Genomic DNA, 17,223 nt, shown 5'->3' with positions numbered 1-17,223 from the left:
ATGACCTCCGTGCACGAAGGCGACCTCGTCCTGGGCGCGCTCGGCTCGCTGGGCACGCCCCTCGACCGCAGCGGCTTCAACCGCCTCGACCTCGAGGGCCCGCAGGTGCTGTGGCTGGTCGCGGCGGGCGCCCTGGACCTGTTCGCGGTGGACGCCGGACAGCAGGGCCACTGGCACCACCTGGGCCGTCTGGAGGCGGGCTCGCTGCTGCTCGGCCCGGTCGCCGGTCCGCAGCACACCCTGGTCGCACGCCCGTTGCGCGACTGCGTGGTGCACCGCATCGGGCTGCGCGAGCTGTACCAGCCCGCGCCCACCCAGACCTGGTCGTACGACGAGTACGGCAACCCCCAGTACGTGCCCCCGACGTCGAGCCCGCTGGAGTACGCCCTCGCGCTGGGCGTCGGCCGCGGCCTGTCCATCCTCTTCCAGGCACCGATGACGACCGAACGCGCGGCCGACGATGGGGGCGCCCCCGCGCGAGTTCATTCGAGCGTGGGGGACGACGACGTGTTCTGGATGCAGGTGCCGCCGGGCAGCGTCCAGTACGGGTCGCTGTACGGTGCGGAGGCCGCAGCCGACCTGCTGATGGACCCGGCCGTGTGGCAGAGCATGGTCGACCAGCAGTACCGGCTGCTCACCACCCTGGACCGGTGGATCGAGCAGCTGGAGCACACCCACGAGACGCGCACGGCGGCCGGGATCAAGGCGGGTGAGGCGGTCCGCGCCCAGGCCGACCGCACGCTGCTCGCGTCGATCGGCAAGGCGCCTGGGAGACGCACGACGGCCGCCGACGCCGACGCCACGTACACCGTCTGCAAGCTGGTCGCCCGGGCCGCCGGGATCACGCTCGCCGAACCCGCGCAGAGCGGCACCGAGAGCGACCGGCTCGACCCGGTCGAGCGGGTGGCGCTCGCATCCCGGGTGCGCACCAGGGCCGTACGCCTGGACGGCCGCTGGTGGCGGGACGACATCGGCCCGCTGGTCGGGCACCGGGCCCTGTCCGGGGCGCCGGTCGCGCTGCTGTGGCGGCGGGGCGGCTATGTGGCCGTCCATCCGGCGACCGGTCGCGAGACCCCTGTCGAGAAGGCCAACGCGGAGGAGTTCGAACCGCGCGCGGTGATGTTCTACCGCCCGCTGCCCGAGCGGAGGCTCGGTCCGCTCGGGCTGCTGCGGTTCAGCATGCGGGGCACGCGCGGTGACGTGCTGCGTCTGCTGCTCGCCGGTCTGGTGACGGTGGCGATCGGTGCGCTGGTGCCGATCGCCACCGGCAAGGTGCTCGGCGAGTACGTACCGAAGGCTCAGCAGGGGCTGATCGTGCAGGCCTGTCTGGCCGTGATGGTCAGCGGCGCGGTGGCGGCCGCGTTCATGCTGCTGGAGAACCTGACCATCCTGCGTCTGGAGGGCCGTATCGAGGCGACGCTCCAACCGGCGGTATGGGACCGGCTGTTGCGTCTGCCGACGAAGTTCTTCACCCAGCGGTCCACGGGCGAGCTGGCGAGCGCGGCCATGGGGATCAGCGCGATACGGCGACTGCTTGCGGGAGTCGGCCCGGTGGTCGCCCAGTCGGTGACCGTCGGCGCGATGAACCTGGCCCTGCTGTTCTGGTACAGCGTGCCCATGGCGCTCGCCGCGATCGGCATGCTCACGGTCATCGCCGCCGTGTTCCTGGGGCTCGGGCTGTGGCAGGTCCGTTGGCAGCGACGGCTCGTGGTGCTCGGCAACAAGCTGAACAACCAGGCCTTCCAGACGCTGCGCGGGCTGCCGAAGCTGCGGGTGGCGGCGGCCGAGAACTATGCGTACGCCGCCTGGGCGGGCGAGTTCGCGCGCAGCCGTGAGCTCCAGCAGAAGGTGGGCCGTATCAAGAACCTGACGACGGTGCTGGGCGCGGTGTACCTGCCGGTCTGCACCCTGCTGATGTTCATGCTGCTGGCGGGCCCGGCGAGGGGGGCGATGTCGGCGGCGGCGTTCCTCACCTTCAACACGTCGGTGACGATGCTGCTGACCTCGGTCACCCAGCTCACCGGCGCGTTCGTCTCGGCCGTGGCCGCGCTGCCGCTGTTCGAGGAGATCCGGCCGGTGCTGGACGCGACGCCCGAGGTGCGCACGGCCAGTACCCGGCCGAGCCCGCTGTCTGGCGCGATCGAGGCCCGCCGGCTGTCGTTCCGGTACGCGGACGACGGCCCGCTCGTCCTGGACGATGTCACCTTCGAGGTGCGGCCGGGCGAGTTCGTCGCGGTCGTCGGGCCCAGCGGCTGCGGCAAGTCCACCCTGCTGCGGCTGCTCATCGGCTTCGACAGGCCGGTCTCGGGCAGTGTGCTGTACGACGGGCAGGACCTCGCGGCGCTGGACCGGTCGGCCGTGCGCCGCCAGTGCGGGGTGGTGCTCCAGCACGCGCAGCCGTTCACCGGCTCGATCCTGGACGTCATCTGCGGCACCGAGCCCTGCACGCCGGAGGAGGCGATGGCGGCTGCCGAGATGGCCGGGCTGGCGGAGGACATCAAGCGGATGCCGATGGGCCTGCACACGATCGTCTCGGGCGGCGGGGCGGTCTCGGGCGGCCAGCGCCAGCGTCTGATGATCGCCCAGGCCCTGATCCGCCGCCCGCGCATCCTCTTCTTCGACGAGGCGACCAGTGCCCTGGACAACGACACCCAGCGCATCGTCATCGACAGCACACGCAAGCTCAACGCCACGCGGATCGTCATCGCCCACCGGCTGTCGACAGTGCTGGACGCCGACCGGGTCATCGTGATGGAGGACGGCAAGGTCGCTCAGCAGGGCACGCCCGCCGAACTCCTCGCGGACACCGGCGGCCGGCTGCACGAGCTGGTGCGACGGCAGCTGGCCTGACCGGTCAGCCGAGGCCGGGAACCGGTGCGCCGGAGGGCACCCCGGCCTCGATGTAGCCCGCGTAGAACTCCTTCCAGGGCGCGCTCGCCCCGCCGTGCGGTCCCTCGAACCGCTCGCCGCGTGCCTTGGCGTCCAGGGCGGCGAGGCACACCTCCCAGCCCGCGCCGTTGCGGGCGGCGGTGTTCTCGGCGCCGAGCACATTGGTGAGGGTGAAGCGGGTGCGCCCGCCCTCGGCCTCCTCCAGGTCGAAGCGGAGTTCGTCGCCGCCCCACTCGAAGGACAGGTGCCGCGGCGGGTTCACGGCGAGCACGCGGCCGGTCGACTCGGGCATGTTCGGATCGCCGCTGAACCGGATGGTGCCGCCGGGGCGCAGCTCCATGTCGGCGCGGGAGGGGAACCACTGGACGAGTTCGCCGGGGTTGGTGACGAAGTGCCAGACACGGTCGAGCGGGTGGTCGTACACACGGGTGAAGCGGACGGCCGGGCGGCCGTCGTCCAGGGTCACAAAGGTGCCGGTGGGTTCGGCGGACATGGTGGATCAGTCCTTCGGGGGGTGGGGTTGGCCGCTGTCGTCCGACGTCTCGTCGAGCCGCCGGCCCAGTGCGTCCAGGCTGCTGTTCCAGAGCCTGCGGTAGGGGGCCAGCCACGCGTCGAGGGCCGCGATCGGTACCGGGTCGAGGGCGTAGACGCGGCGCTGGGCGTCCTGTCGTACGCGCACCAGCCCGGCCTCACGCAGCACCTTCAGGTGCTTGGAGGTGCTCGGCTGGCTCAGACCGCATGCCTCCACGATCTCCCCGACGGACCGGGGCCGCTCCAGGAGGAGCGCGACGATGGCCCGCCGGTGGGGGTCGGCGAGGGCGGTCCAGAGCGCGGAGTCGGACATGAGACTCAATATGCCTCGGCAGTTATATGCCAGTCAAGGCATACAAGACGGGTCCGGCAACACCCCCGAACGAAACGTTGCCGTTTCGCTGAAAGTGCTCTGGCCTCGATGTGCACGAAACCGTTTCGTTTAGGTTCGGCGCAGCCCGGACGACTTCCCTGGAGTGGGTTCCCGATGCCCGAGAAGACCCTGACCGACAGCACCCACGCGGGTGCCGAAGCCATCGAGGCGGCGCCCGCCGCCTCCCCGAAGCGGTGGTGGATCCTCGCGATCATCTCCGTCGCGCAGCTGATGGTGGTGCTCGACGCCACGATCGTGAACATCGCCCTGCCCTCCGCCCAGGCCGACCTCGGCTTCTCGGACGGCAACCGGCAGTGGATCGTCACCGCGTACGCCCTGGCCTTCGCCTCCCTGCTGCTGCTCGGCGGGCGGACAGCAGACCTCTTCGGCCGCAAGCCGGCCTTCCTCGTCGGCGTCGTCGGCTTCGCCGTGGCCTCCGCACTCGGCGGTGCCGCGACCGGCTTCGGCATGCTGGTCGCCGCACGTGCCCTGCAGGGTGCCTTCGGCGCGCTCCTCGCGCCCGCCGCGCTGTCGCTGCTCAACACGACCTTCACCGACGCCCGGCAACGGGCGCGGGCGTTCAGCGTGTACGGCGCCATCGCCGGCGCCGGTGGAGCGGTCGGTCTGCTGCTCGGCGGCGTCCTGACGGACGCGTTCGACTGGCGCTGGACGCTCTATGTGAACGTGGCCATCGCCTTCGTCGCCTTCGCGGGCGGCTGGATCCTGCTGAGCAACCACCGTGACGCCGCCGGCGCCAAGCTGGACGTGCCGGGCACGATCCTGGTCGCCACCGGTCTGTTCGCCCTGGTCCACGGGTTCTCCAACGCCGAGACCCATGACTGGGGTTCGCCGCTGACCTGGGGCTTTCTGATCGCGGGCGGTCTGCTCCTGGCGGCCTTCGCCTGGTGGCAGACGCGGGCCGAGCACCCGCTGCTGCCGCTGCGGATCCTGCTCGACAGTGACCGGGCGGCCTCGTTCATCGCGGTGCTGATCACCGGCGCGGGCATGTTCGGCGTGTTCCTCTTCCTCACCTACTACCTGCAGCTCAACCTCGGCTTCAGCCCGACGAAGACGGGCGTGGGGTTCCTGCCGATGGTCGGCGCGCTGATGGTGGCCGCGCAGCTCGGCACCACCGTGCCGCTGCCCCGGATCGGCCCGAAGGTGGTCATCCCGCTGGGCTTCGCCGTGGCCACGGGCGGCATGGCCTGGCTGACCGGCATCGGCGTCGGCGTCGGCTCCCACTACATGAGCGCGGTGCTGCCGCAGCTGGTCGTCATCGGCGTGGGCCTGGGCCTGGTCATGCCGACCGCCATGCAGCCGGCCACCGGCGGGGTCGCCGCGGAGGACGCGGGTGTCGCCTCGGCGACCGTCAACGCGACGCAGCAGGTGGGCGGTTCGATCGGTACGGCCCTGCTGAACACGCTCGCCGCGAGCGCCGCGACCGACTACCTGGCCGGCCGTGACGCGACCAGCAAGCTGGTCCGGGCGCAGGCGACCATCGAGAGCTACACCACCGCCTTCTGGTGGTCGGCCGGCTTCTTCGCCGGGGGCGCGCCGATCACGTTCCTGCTCCACCGCCGCGGGGTGCCGCGGCAGGACGTCGCTGCCGCACCGGTCGTCCATATGTGACGGGCGCACATATGTGACCACCGCACCGGCTCCGCGGAGCCGCCGACCGGAGCCGCACAGCCGAGGGGCCGCCGTCCACAGGGAGACAGCGGCCCCTCTTCGTACGAGCGAAGTCAAGAACAGCGACGGGGAATTCACTCTTTCGAGTGCAGCTGATCTTGCGGGCCGTGTCGCAGGGATGGCCATGCCCCCACCGGGGTAGCTACCCGGACCCATGCCCGGGGCGAGGTGAGACAGTCATGACACCGGAAACCGACGACCCAGGCACGCGCCGGCTTGCCGGTGCCGAGTGCCCCCTTGCGCAGCCGCCCGCACCCAACTCCTGCGCCCGCACCCGGGCCCTCGGCCCGGTCGTCGTGATCGAGGCGTACGGAGAGATCGACATCGCGACTGCGGGTCTCCTGGGCGAACATCTGGACGCCGCGACCGCCGGGCCCGAGCCGGACGTGCTGGTCGATCTGCGATCCGTGGACTTCTTCGACTGCTCCGGGCTGCGTGTGCTGTGCCGGGCCGAGACGAGGGCCAGACAGCGCGGAGGCCGGCTGCGCCTGGTGGGCGTCGGAGCCGGCCTGGAGCGGCTGTTGCGCGGGTCGGGGCTGCTGGAACGCTTTCGGCCGCTCCCCCGGATTCCCGGTGAGCGGCCATGATGCCGGGGGTCGGCGGGCGGCCCCACTCCGCCCGTCCGACCCCCGGTGCGAGATCGCCGGTCCCCGCGACAGGGGCTCGCACTCCCCATTTGCGGGCCTGTTCCGGCATGTCCGGGAACCGGGCGATCCCGGTCCTAGAACGCGAAGACGCTGGAGCCGTTGGCGTTCTTCACGCATTCGTTGCCGAAGGTGCGCTCATAGGAGACGCGCTTGCCCTGCCAGACACCCTGGGCCGTGACCAGCACCGGGTTGTACTCCCTCGTACAGGGCACGTCGTCTCTGCCCGCAAGGGCATCGAAATCGCCGTCGACGCCCCGTAGTTCGGCGCAGGCCAGGGCCGCGGCCGGATGAGTTCCGGAGGCCTTGGGGGCGCAGGTCAAAGTGACGGCACGCTCCGGGGTCACGGTGGCCACGTTGTCACCGTGGCCGATGGTGAGCACGAGGGCCGAGGGCGCGTAGAGCGAAGCCGGGGCGCTGCCCGGGGAAGCGACGGAGGCCCCGGTCAGGGGTCCGCAGACGGCGGCGGCCGAGAGGCCGAGGGTCGCTGCCCAGCGCGCGGTGTTCCGCATTGTGTGCATCCTTCCGCTTGATTCGACAGGGTGCCGCCCTCGACCCGGTGGGTGCCGGAGCGGCGGGCCACACTCTGCCGAGTCCGTCGCCGAAACACACATCGCACCCATGGATTTCAGTAACATTGCGTATTGAATCAGTGGCGTGAAGTTACGGAGTTCGAACGTTACAACCCCGAAACTTGGCGGCTCTTGATCGCACGAAGCGGCCAAGTGGCTGGTTTTCACCCCCTCGTTAATAGTCCTGAAACATTCCGCTTCAGCTCTCGGCTGACCCCTCCGCGACCCCTTGTGTTCATGTTCGGACGGAGTAATCGTGATTACATGATTACCGCAGAGCAGCGAGAGAAGATACGAGGCTGGTTCGCCGGCCGTCTGCCCGACGATCTCTTCGAGGAACTGGTCGAGGTGACCGCCGACCGCGAGGAGATCACCGTGATCGGCCGCATCTCCGGCCCCCGGCTCGCCGACGACGTCTCGGAGGCCGAGCGGGACGCGGCCGTCCAGGGCCGGATCGAGGAGTTCCGGGAGCGCACCCGGGAGGCCCGGATCCTGGTGGCCCGCGAGGCCGAGCACCGTTTCCGCAGGAAGGTCTCCTGGGGCGTGGAGTGCGAGGGCCGGCGAGGCCTGTTCACACATGTGGCCGCGCCCGTGATGACCCGGCTGCGCCAGCCCGAGCGCCAGGTGCTCGACACACTGATCGCCGGAGGAGTCGCCCGCAGCCGCAGCGACGCCCTCGCCTGGTGCGTGCGTCTGGTCCAGCGTCACGCCGACGACTGGCTCGGCGAATTGAGCGCCTCCCTCGAGCGCGTCCAGCGGGTAAGGGCCCAGGGACCGGACGTCGAGGAGGTGACCGATTCATCCGGCGAAGACGGAGAAGATACCGGCGCGCAGAACGGCCTGGCCGACTGACGGAATCCCCGCTGGACGGACCCGCTACTACCCGCGAGTATCGTCGGCGCGACGCATGCTCGACGAGGAGAGGCGGGACGTACAGATGGCGAAGCACTGGGCCGACTTCCAGTACGAGATCTATCTGAACGGGATGTCGGGGACCGTGCCCCGGCTCCCCACTGATCTGTCCCGGCTGGAGGAGCTGGCCGAGCACCGGCTCGGGCCCGGCCCGGTCGGCTATGTGGCGGGCGGCGCGGGCAACGGCGGTACGGTGCGCGCCAACCGGGCCGCGCTGGACCGGCGGCGGATCGTCCCGCGCCTGCTGCGGGACGTGCACGAGCGGGACCTTTCGGTCGAGGTCCTTGGCCGCGCACTGCCCGCGCCGCTGGCGCTCGCGCCCGTCGGCGTGCTGTCGATCATGCATCCGGAGGCGGAGACCGCCGCCGCGCGGGCGGCCGCCGCACAGGGCGTGCCGTACATCCTGTCGTCCGCCTCCAGCACGCCGATGGAGCAGGTCGCGGAGGCGATGGGGGACGCCGAGCGGTGGTTCCAGCTGTACTGGGGCAAGGACCGCGAGGTGACCCGGAGTTTCCTCGGCCGGGCGAGGTCCGCCGGGTTCACCGTGCTGGTCGTCACGCTGGACACGCCGATCCTGGCCTGGCGGCCGCGCGACCTCGACCAGGCCTATCTGCCGTTCCTGCACGGGGTGGGAACCGCCAACTACTTCTCCGACCCGGCCTTCCAGGCAGGGCTGGCCAAGCCGGTGCACGAGGATCCCGACGCGGCCGTACGGCACTTCCTCGGACTGTTCGGGGACGCGAGCCACACCTGGCCCGACCTGGCGTTCCTGCGTGAGCACTGGGGCGGGCCGATCGTCCTCAAGGGCGTCCTGCACCCGGACGACGCCCGGCTGGCCGCCGACGCCGGCGTGGACGGGGTGGTGGTGTCCAACCACGGGGGCCGGCAGGTGGCCGGATCGATCGCGGCGGCCGATGCGCTGCCGCGGGTCGTGGCGGCGGTCGGCGACCGGCTGACCGTGCTGTTCGACAGCGGGATCCGCACCGGCGACGACGTCTTCAAGGCCCTCGCCCTCGGCGCACGGGCGGTCCTGCTGGGGCGGCCGTACGTCTACGGGCTGGGCCTCGACGGCCAGGCGGGCGTCGAGCACGTGATCCGCTGTCTGCTCGCGGAGTTCGACCTCACTTTCGCCCTGTCCGGCCACGCCGGCCCCGCGACGATCGGCACCGCCGACCTCGTCGAGGACGTCGTGTGAGGGCCGGGCGGGCCCCGGCGTCTTCGCCCCGGGGCCCGCCCGGCCGTCCTAACCGCCGGCGACCTGGTCCGACAGCCGCGCCGGCTGTGCCGACGGGCCGCCGGTCCCGGCGATCGACAGCGAACCGGGGCTCGCCGACGGCGGGTCGGTCAGCCAGCGCCGGCCGGCGGAGCCGTCGCGGACCTTGACCACGATGTCAGCTCCCGGTTTCTCACCGGCGGATGCCAGGGCGAGGGTCTCGTCCCAGCGGGGCAGCAACTCGCCCTGGACGGTCAGGTCGTAGCGCACGTCGTTGCCCCGCTCGGACTTCTTGCCCGCGCAGGTGCCGAGGATGACCACGCCCGCGTCCGCGCGCGAGTCCAGGCACAGAGCGGGGTCAGCCACACTGCGCAACTGCCCGTCCGTCTCGTACGTCCACTGCTGGGTCGACGCCGAGGAACACGCCGCCAGCACCGCGCCCGCACCCTCCTTCGGCTTGCCGTCGATGTCGAGGCACAGGCCGGTCGCGGCGTTGCGCAGCCGCGTCCGCCGGGTGGCGGTGGGCAGAGCCGTGGCGGAACCGGCGGGTGGGGACTGGGTGTCGGCGCCGGGCACCGTGCCACGGGCGCCCGAGACTCCGGTGGAGGCGACCGGATCGGTGCCGTCACCGCCGTCCGGCCAGACGCTGACGGCGAGGACGGTCGCGAGCAGTCCGGCCCCGGCGATGCCGACGCCGGTGAGCAGGGTCCGGGACGACCAGGTCTCCCCCGGAGCACGGCGCGCGGGCGCGGGGATCCGCGCCAGTAGCCAGTTCCGTGTCCCCCCGTGCCGGGGTCCGCCCCCGCGGCGGGACGCGCTGCGCATACCGGTCGGCGTCACGTGCGCACGGCCCGGGCGCGAGTCGAGGTAACGGCGGGCTCCCCAGCCGAGTATCGCCTCGGCGAGGAGCGTTCCCATTCGGGCCTCGACATGGCCGAGTTGCTCGGCCGCGTGGCGGCAGTAGGGGCACTGCGCCAGGTGCTGCTGGACGTCCGGCAGCAGCGCGCCGCCGCGCCGGATCGGCACGTCGAGAAGGCGGTTGTAGAAACGGCATTCCTTGCTCGGCGCGAGTTCCCGGTGGGCGCGTACACAGCCTTCACGGAATTTCTCGCGCGCCTGTGCGAGTGCGACCGTCGCGGTGTCGCCGTCCATGCCCAGCAGACCGGCGGGGACATTTATCGACTCCGCCTCGACCTCGGTGTGCCACAGCAGACACTGGGCGAGCGCCGGAAGGCTCAGAAATGACCGCTCGGCGAGTTTGCGGTTTTCGGGTGACATGGACTTCACGGCGCGCATACCGCGGCCCCCGGCGGGTTTCCCCAGGTCCGGCAGAACCTCCGATATTCGGTCCTCCGCGGACCAGTTGGCGACCGTGTCCCGGACGGCGACCAGCAGCCGGGGCCGGATCGCCTCGGCGGACTCGCCCAGCACCAGCCGGTCGAGGATGTGATGGAAGGCGGTGGCGGTGACCATGTGGGCGAGCGGGCCCGAGGTGGCCAGGCAGATGGCCGCGTACTCGTGGGCCGGCTGCCAGTGCCGCGCCATCAGCAGCGCGACGGACCGGGAGGCCACGGCGTCCGAGCCGGCTCGCAGCGGGGCGGCGAGTGCCTCGTCGGATTCCTCCGTCACCCCGCCGGGCGGCGGATAGGGAGGACGCGGGGGGTGGGGGGTGGGCACGGAGCGGGTTCCTTTGTTGCGTATGGTGCGTACCTATTAGGTGCGCGTGCGGAGAGCGGGAATTCGGTGGTCTCTCGTCGGACCGGGTTCCTCGGCCGTGGAATGAGCCCCGGCACTTTACCCCCCGCACGGGAGTTTCACCCTTGCACACCTTCCTCACGGCCAACAAGGCGCCCGCCCCACATCGACGGGGTTTGAAGGAAAGTCAGAAAGCGGTTGTGCGTACGCCATTCGCACCCGTATTCGACATTTCATGCGCCCCGTGTGAAGCACACGCACGTGGCGGGCCGTCGCGCACGCTCCCGGCGCACGCGACCGGGTAGTGCACTGGGACTCGGCCCTTCTCGGAGGCCCCGCGCAGGACGGCGGCTCTCCCGCGCGAAACCGGCCGCCGGTCCCGTTCCTCCCGCCCTCGGCCGGCGGCCCCGGGGCGGGGCGGCTTCCCCCTTCACGCCCCGGCCCGGGGGGTGTCAGATCTGCCAGGAGCGGAGCCGGTCGGCCGCGCCGTACACATCCTTCTTGCCGGAGATCAGATCCCGGGCGAGGTCCACGAGGGCACCGTAGGGCGGGTCGATGCCGACGCCGCTGACGAACATGTAGGCGACGGCGGTCGCGCAGGCGAAACGGGCGTTGGCCGCCGGGAGCGGTTTGAGCAGGGCGAGGGTGTGCAGCAGCGCGGCGGCCCGCCAGGCCGCGTCGGAGTTCACGCCGAGGCGGGGCGGGTCGACCCGGTGCCGGGCGACGGCGGCGACCAGCGCGGAGAAGTCGTTGACGGCGGGCTGGTCCGGCAGCACTTCCTCATGGCGCTGGAGCAGCCAGGGCACGTCTATGTGGATGACAGGCGGCATCGGTCAGGCGACCTCGCCCTTCGTGGGCGGTTCATCGTCGGGGAACGCGGCCGCGAACTCGTCGGCGTGCGCGGCGAAGAAGCGACGGAAGGCGTCCGCGCCCTCCTGCAGCGCACGGTGCCGGGCGATGTCGGCCGCGGCCGCCTCGCGCACGAGTGCCTTCATCGACGTACCGCGCTCCTTGGCGATCTGGCGCAGGTCCTCTAGCTCACGCTCGCTGAACTCCACGTTGAGGGCTGGCATGACCACACGGTACCGCTTGGGTACTCGACCGTAAATACCCCCAGGTCACAAGGCATGTCCAGCGGTACCTACGGGGACCGAGCGCCAGGTCCGATTCCCGCCGGTGACACGGCGCGCGGCGCGGCAGACTCGTTACCGGACCGCACGAGTTGCCGGACTGCACGAGAGCGAGGAGGAACCGATGACCGTGTACACCGTCCACGACAGCCCGCTGGGCGAACTGCTCCTGACCGGCGAGGAGTCGGCGGGCGTCATCACGCTGGCCTCCCTGTCCGTGCCGGGGCAGCCGGGCGCCCCCGCCCTCGGGCCCGGCGTGCGCCGCGACGACGGCGCCTTCGCCGAGGTGACCCGTCGGCTCGACGCGTACTTCGCGGGCCGGCTCACCCGGTTCGAGCTGCCGCTCGCCGACGAGGGAAGCGAGTTCCGGCGGCGGGTGTGGCAGGCGCTGGACGGCATCCCGTACGGCTCCACGACGACGTACGGCGCCCTCGCCGAGCGCCTGGGTGTGCCGCGTGCCGAGATCCGGGCGCTCGGCGCGGCGGTGGGCGCCAATCCGCTGCTGCTGGTCCGCCCCTGCCATCGCGTGATCGGCGCGGACGGTTCGATGCGCGGGTACGCGGGCGGTGTCGAGCGCAAGGTCTGGCTGCTCACGCACGAGGGTGCGCTCCCGCCGACGCTCGTCTGACGCAAGGAGCGTACCCGCCTCGCCGCCGAGGTGAGGCGGCGAGGCGAGGTGGCGAGGTGACCGTTCCCGGGCGGCTCAGCCCGCGGGCACCTCCAGCCTGCTGATGCGCACGGCACCCCGTGTCTCGTCCGGGTGGCCGCTGGTCAGGGTGAGCCGGATCCGGGAGCCGCGCACCGGGCCGAAGGTGATCACCGTCGGGGTGTCCGAGGAGGCCGCCCAGTCCACCGTCGCGCCGTCCACCGGAAGGTAGGTGTGCCCGTCCCACACCGCGACCTCGACGGACGCGGGCAGCGAGTGGGTCGTGTCCACAGCGCCATCAAGGCCGCCGATGATCCGGTCGGCCATCGCGAGCCCGGCCGTGCTGGTGGAGTCGGGGATCTCGTTGCCGATGGACCACAGCACGACGGCGGGCGAGTTGCGGGCCGCCAGGACCATCTCGGTGGCGTCCTTCTCGCACCACTCGTCGAAGAACCGACCGTAGTCGTACGTGGTCTTGCCGGTCCGCCAGCAGTCGAAGGCCTCCACCATCATCACGATGCCCAGTTCCTCGCAGACCTGGATCATCTGCGGCGAGGGCGGGTTGTGGGAGGTGCGGAAGGCGTTGACCCCCATCGACTTCATGACGGTCATCTGTCTGCGCACCGCGTCGATGCTGATCGCCGCGCCGAGGGCGCCCAGGTCGTGGTGCAGGTCGACGCCCTTGATCTTGGCGTGGGTGCCGTTGAGGGAGAAGCCCTCGTCGGGGTCGAAGCGGTAGGTGCGGATCCCGAAGGTGGTGCGGTGGGTGTCGGTGGTCGTGCCGTCGACGCGGAGTTCGGTCTCCAGGGTGTAGCGGTGCGGGGCGGCGAAGTCCCACAGCCGGGGTTCGGGGACGGTGAGTTCATGGGTCGCGGCCGCCTCGTCGGCGACGGTCACGGTGGAGGACGTACGGGCGACCGTGCGCCCGTCGGGGTCCACGATCCGCGAGTGGATCTGGACGTCCGCGCCGTTCCCGGACGCGTTGACGACGGCCGTCCGCACCCGGACCAGGGCCCGCTCGGCGGTGATGTCCGGTGTCGTGACGCGGGTGCCCCAGCGGGCCACGTGCACGGGCTCGGTCACCACCAGCCTGGCCTCGCGGTAGATGCCGCTGCCCGAGTACCAGCGACTGCTGGGCAGCCGGTTCCGGACCTTGACCGCGATGACGTTCTCGGTGCTGCCGTCGGTGTGCAGCAGGTCGGTGAGGTCGAAGGCGAAGCCCGTGTAGCCGTGGGGGTGGCGGCCGACCTCGGTGCCGTTGCAGTAGACGTACGCGTCCATGTAGACGCCGTCGAACTCCACCGAGACCCGGCTGCCCGCCCGGCCGGGCGACAGGGTGAACGCGGTCCGGTACCAGCCGAGGCCGCCCGGGAAGAACCCGGTGCCGCTGGTGGTGCCGTTCTCCGTGGTGGGGGTCTGCTCGATGCTCCAGTCGTGCGGCACGGCGACCTGGCGCCAGCCCGAGTCGTCGTACCCGGGGTCGGCGGCGTTCGCGTAGGCGCCGGTCGGGTCGGTGATCCCGCCCGGGTTGACCAGCGCGAAGCGCCAGCCGTCCCGGAGCGCGACGGTGCGGCGTCCCCCGGCACGCCCGGACGCCTCGGCCGCCCGTGCGTCCGGGGCGCCCAGGAGCGCTGCGGCCGTGGGGGCTGCCGCCCCGGCGACCAAAACCGATCTGCGAGTGACCGTCATGACGGCTCTCCCTCATCAGGGCCCAGAAGTACTCACAACTGATCGTGAACGAACGGATTCTGACGGTGTGACACACCGGGCCGTCAAGGGTGCGGAACCGTACCGCGGCCCCGGGCACCACATCGGCCGAATCGACCGCTCGGCCATCACGCCCGGTCACCGGGGGATTGCCGGTCGTGGAAGAGGCGGACGCACTAGGCTGGAACACAAGTGACGCACCTGTTCACTGTGAGTGTGCGCTTGGGAGCGGCGACGATGAGCCCGGACTATCCGTTCGACGATGCGGCTACGGCCCGGGCTGTCATCGGCGAGGACGGCACGCTGGTCGAGTGGAACGAGGGCGCCCGCCGGCTGCTCGGCCACCCGGCCGCCGCCGTCGTGGGCCACCCCGCGGCACAGCTGCTGGCCGGCGACGGGGTCCCGCCCCTGCCCACCGGCTCACGCTGGGACGGAACGGTCGCCCTGCGCCACCGCGACGGCCGTACGGTCTCGGTGTGGCTGCTGGCCCACCACCGTCCGCCGCGCGAGGACCGCCCCGCCGACTGGCTCGTCGTCACCCCGCTCACTGGCGGCCCGCCCGCACCGGACGACCCGCTGGCCGGCGCCGCGCTGATGCAGTCCCCGTGCGCCGTCTCGGTGTACGACGACCAGCTCCGGCTGCGCACCATGAACGCCGCCATGGCCGAGGTGATCGGGCTGCCCCTGGAGCACGCCCAGGGACTTCGGATGTCCGAGATCGGCGGCAAGCCGGAGAGCGACGAACTCGAGAGCCAGCTGCTCCGGGTGCTCGGCACCGGGCGGCCGCAGGACGCCGAGACCTTGATGCGGGCCGGCCGCGAGGACCGGGCGCACGCCTGGCTGGCCCGGATGGCCCCGGTCACCGACGCCGAGGGGCGAGTGCGCGGGGTGTCCCTGACCGCCCACGACTTCACCGACAACTACCGGGCCCGGGAACGGCTGCAACTGGTCAACGAGGCGAGTGCCCGCATCGGCACCACCCTCGACGTCACCCGCACGGCCCAGGAGCTGGCGGACGTGTGCGTACCGGCGCTCGCCGACTTCGTCCGCGTCGACCTGCTGGATCCGCAGGAGCACGGCGGCGAGCCCCCGGCCCGGATCACCGCGCCGGTCCCGCTGCGCCGGGCCGCGCACCGGTCGGTGCTCCGGGGCACCCCCGAGGCGGTGATCAGGCCCGGCCACGTCGAGGTCTACCCCGCCTCGTCCCCGCAGGCCGACTCGCTCACGGCAGGCCGCACGATCGTGGCATCGGTGCCGTCCGACATCGAGCAGTGGCTGGCCGCGGACACGGCGCGCGGCGAGCGGGCGCGGGAGTTCGGCATCCACTCCGTGATGTCCGTGCCGATCCGGGCGCGCGGGCTGACCCTGGGGGTCGCCGTGCTGGCCCGGCACCACCGCCCGGACCCCTTCACCCCGGACGACGTGCTGCTGGCCGAGGACATCACGGCCCGCGCCGCCGTGTGCGTCGACAACGCCCGCCGCTACTCCCGCGAGCGCGACACCGCCCTCGCCCTGCAGCGCAGTCTGCTGCCCCGCTCGCTGCCGCGCACGGCCGCCGTGCAGGCCGCCTCGCGCTATCTGCCGGCGGCGAGCGCCGGGGTGGGCGGTGACTGGTTCGACGTGATCCCGCTGTCCGGGATGCGGGTCGCCATGGTCGTCGGGGACGTCCTCGGCCATGGCATCCAGGCCTCGGCCACCATGGGCCGGCTGCGCACCGCCGTACGCACCCTCGCGGACATCGACCTGGCCCCGGACGAGCTGCTCACCCACCTCGACGACCTGGTGGTGCGGCTGTCCGAGGAGTCGGGCGGGGACAGCAGCCCCGGCGAGGTCGGCGCGACCTGCCTGTACGCCGTGTACGACCCGGTCTCGCGCCGCTGCACCCTGGCCCGCGCCGGGCACCCCCAGCCCGTCCTGATCCCGCCCGGCGGGCCGCCCCGTCGGCTCGACATGCCGGCCGGTCCCCCGCTGGGCCTCGGCGGGCTGCCGTTCGAGTCCACCGAGATCGAGCTCCGCGAGGGCAGCGTGCTCTCGCTGTACACCGACGGTCTGATCGAGGCCCTCGACCGGGACGTCGACACCGGTCACCGGCTGCTGCACCAGGCGCTGGCGTCGTACGCGGACTCCCTGGACGAGACCTGCGACCGGGTCCTGCGGGCCCTGCTGCCGCCGGGCGGCGCCCAGGACGACGTGGCCCTGCTGCTCGCGCGCACCCAGGGGCTGCCCGCCTCCCGGGTGGCGACCTGGGACATCCCGGCCGACCCGGCGCTCGTCGCGCCGATCCGCAAGCAGGCCGTGGAGCAGCTCGACACCTGGCGGCTGAGCCATGCCGCGTTCACCACGGAACTGGTGGTGAGCGAGCTCGTCACCAACGCCATCCGGTACGGCGCGCATCCCGTCCGGCTGCGGCTGATCCACGACGCGGCCATCCTGATCTGCGAGGTCTCCGACGCCAGCCACACCGCACCCCACCTGCGCCGCGCCAAGACCTGGGACGAGGGCGGGCGCGGTCTGCTCCTGGTCGCGCAGCTCACCGAGCGCTGGGGCAGCCGGCACACGGCCGACGGCAAGACGATCTGGGCGGAGATCGGTCTGTTCGAGGAGGAGGACGAGTAGCCGCCCGCCGCGATCGGGTCAGGAGGCCGTCAGCCAGGGCCGCACCTGTTTGCGGGCCTCGTGCAGCCGCGACTTGAGCGTGCCCAGCGGGATACCGACGCGCTCGGCGACCTCGGCGTACTCCAGCTGGCAGATGTCCCGGTAGATCAGCGGCGCGACCAGGTGCGGGTGCTCGCGCTCCAGGCGGTCCAGCGCCTCCAGGAGGTCCACCCGGGAACCCGCGATCACGCTGGTCGTGCGCGGGTCGACGTACTGCGACGGCTCGATCGAGGCGGGCTGCTCGGCCGCCCGGCGCTTGAGCTCGCGGTACTTCTGGCGGGCGCAGTTCGCAACGACCGTGTAGAGCCAGGTACTGAAGCGGCTGCGGCCCTCGAAGGTGGATATCTTCCGGGCTATCTGGAGCAGCACGTCCTGCGCCGCCTCCTCCGCGTCCTCCCGGCAGGGCAGAAAGCGCCCGCAGCGCCGGACGACCTCGGGCCGGACCTCGCTCAGCAGCCGGTCCAGGGCCGCCGGGTCACCCGCGGCGGCCCGCCGGGCGAGGTCTTCGGTCAGCACCGCGTCGTCCACGGAAGGTCCCTCTCGGAGTCGATCTCAGGGCAGGCATGA

At 72.0% G+C, this 17,223-nt stretch carries 14 protein-coding genes and 1 pseudogene; 7 read left to right on the top strand and 8 right to left on the bottom strand.

Annotation, left to right across the window (positions count from 1 at the left end; all coding sequences use genetic code 11):
- Complete coding sequence (locus N8I87_RS36280) at nt 1–2,850, top strand: NHLP bacteriocin export ABC transporter permease/ATPase subunit (protein WP_263215090.1); 2,850 nt, start codon at nt 1–3, stop codon at nt 2,848–2,850.
- A 4-nt stretch (nt 2,851–2,854) separates the two neighbouring features.
- Here the strand turns inward: N8I87_RS36280 and N8I87_RS36275 are convergent, their stop codons facing one another.
- Nucleotides 2,855–3,382, bottom strand: coding sequence for an SRPBCC family protein (locus N8I87_RS36275; protein ID WP_263215089.1), 528 nt, complete (start codon nt 3,380–3,382; stop codon nt 2,855–2,857).
- Nucleotides 3,383–3,388: 6 nt separating this feature from the next.
- Complete coding sequence (locus N8I87_RS36270) at nt 3,389–3,733, bottom strand: ArsR/SmtB family transcription factor (RefSeq protein WP_263215088.1); 345 nt, start codon at nt 3,731–3,733, stop codon at nt 3,389–3,391.
- Between the two features lie 174 nt (nt 3,734–3,907).
- Here N8I87_RS36270 and N8I87_RS36265 point away from each other — a divergent pair, with 174 nt between their 5' ends.
- Nucleotides 3,908–5,422, top strand: coding sequence for an MFS transporter (locus tag N8I87_RS36265; RefSeq protein ID WP_263215087.1), 1,515 nt, complete (start codon nt 3,908–3,910; stop codon nt 5,420–5,422).
- A gap of 239 nt (nt 5,423–5,661) precedes the next feature.
- On the top strand, nt 5,662–6,069 hold the full coding sequence (locus N8I87_RS36260; RefSeq protein ID WP_263215086.1) for an STAS domain-containing protein: 408 nt from the start codon (nt 5,662–5,664) through the stop codon (nt 6,067–6,069).
- Between the two features lie 134 nt (nt 6,070–6,203).
- Here N8I87_RS36260 and N8I87_RS36255 read toward each other — a convergent pair whose 3' ends face one another.
- Nucleotides 6,204–6,638 carry a protease inhibitor gene (locus tag N8I87_RS36255; RefSeq protein WP_263215085.1) on the bottom strand — a complete coding sequence of 145 codons (435 nt, stop codon included), beginning with the start codon at nt 6,636–6,638 and terminating at the stop codon, nt 6,204–6,206.
- Nucleotides 6,639–6,962: 324 nt separating this feature from the next.
- On the opposite strand from N8I87_RS36255, the gene abmR reads away from it, so the two are divergent.
- Entirely contained in the window at nt 6,963–7,550 is a 588-nt protein-coding gene (abmR, locus tag N8I87_RS36250; protein ID WP_263215084.1) for an ATP-binding transcription factor AbmR, read from the top strand.
- Nucleotides 7,551–7,635: 85 nt separating this feature from the next.
- Nucleotides 7,636–8,805: a lactate 2-monooxygenase gene (locus N8I87_RS36245; RefSeq protein WP_263216835.1), complete on the top strand. Its 1,170-nt coding sequence runs from the start codon at nt 7,636–7,638 to the stop codon at nt 8,803–8,805.
- Between the two features lie 48 nt (nt 8,806–8,853).
- Here the strand turns inward: N8I87_RS36245 and N8I87_RS36240 are convergent, their stop codons facing one another.
- The 3 genes from N8I87_RS36240 to N8I87_RS36230 form a co-directional block, all read right to left on the bottom strand.
- Nucleotides 8,854–10,500, bottom strand: coding sequence for an RICIN domain-containing protein (locus N8I87_RS36240; RefSeq protein ID WP_263215083.1), 1,647 nt, complete (start codon nt 10,498–10,500; stop codon nt 8,854–8,856).
- 470 nt (nt 10,501–10,970) lie between these two features.
- Entirely contained in the window at nt 10,971–11,348 is a 378-nt protein-coding gene (locus tag N8I87_RS36235) for a toxin Doc (RefSeq protein WP_263215082.1), read from the bottom strand.
- Between the two features lie 3 nt (nt 11,349–11,351).
- Nucleotides 11,352–11,591 carry a hypothetical protein gene (locus N8I87_RS36230; protein ID WP_263215081.1) on the bottom strand — a complete coding sequence of 80 codons (240 nt, stop codon included), beginning with the start codon at nt 11,589–11,591 and terminating at the stop codon, nt 11,352–11,354.
- A gap of 181 nt (nt 11,592–11,772) precedes the next feature.
- Here N8I87_RS36230 and N8I87_RS36225 point away from each other — a divergent pair, with 181 nt between their 5' ends.
- Complete coding sequence (locus tag N8I87_RS36225) at nt 11,773–12,276, top strand: methylated-DNA--[protein]-cysteine S-methyltransferase (protein WP_263215080.1); 504 nt, start codon at nt 11,773–11,775, stop codon at nt 12,274–12,276.
- Nucleotides 12,277–12,576: 300 nt separating this feature from the next.
- Here N8I87_RS36225 and N8I87_RS36220 read toward each other — a convergent pair.
- Nucleotides 12,577–13,983: pseudogene (locus tag N8I87_RS36220) on the bottom strand (glycoside hydrolase family 2 TIM barrel-domain containing protein); the annotation flags it as partial.
- Between the two features lie 255 nt (nt 13,984–14,238).
- Here N8I87_RS36220 and N8I87_RS36215 point away from each other — a divergent pair.
- On the top strand, nt 14,239–16,617 hold the full coding sequence (locus tag N8I87_RS36215) for a SpoIIE family protein phosphatase (RefSeq protein ID WP_263215079.1): 2,379 nt from the start codon (nt 14,239–14,241) through the stop codon (nt 16,615–16,617).
- An 18-nt stretch (nt 16,618–16,635) separates the two neighbouring features.
- On the opposite strand, the gene N8I87_RS36210 is transcribed toward N8I87_RS36215, so the two are convergent.
- Complete coding sequence (locus tag N8I87_RS36210; protein WP_263215078.1) at nt 16,636–17,184, bottom strand: RNA polymerase sigma factor; 549 nt, start codon at nt 17,182–17,184, stop codon at nt 16,636–16,638.
- Between the last annotated feature and the right edge of the window lie 39 nt (nt 17,185–17,223).

The organism is Streptomyces sp. HUAS 15-9 (assembly GCF_025642155.1).
Taxonomy (GTDB): Bacteria; Actinomycetota; Actinomycetes; order Streptomycetales; family Streptomycetaceae; genus Streptomyces.
Note: the sequence above shows the minus strand (reverse complement) of the source record. Positions and strands in the feature narration are given on the sequence as shown.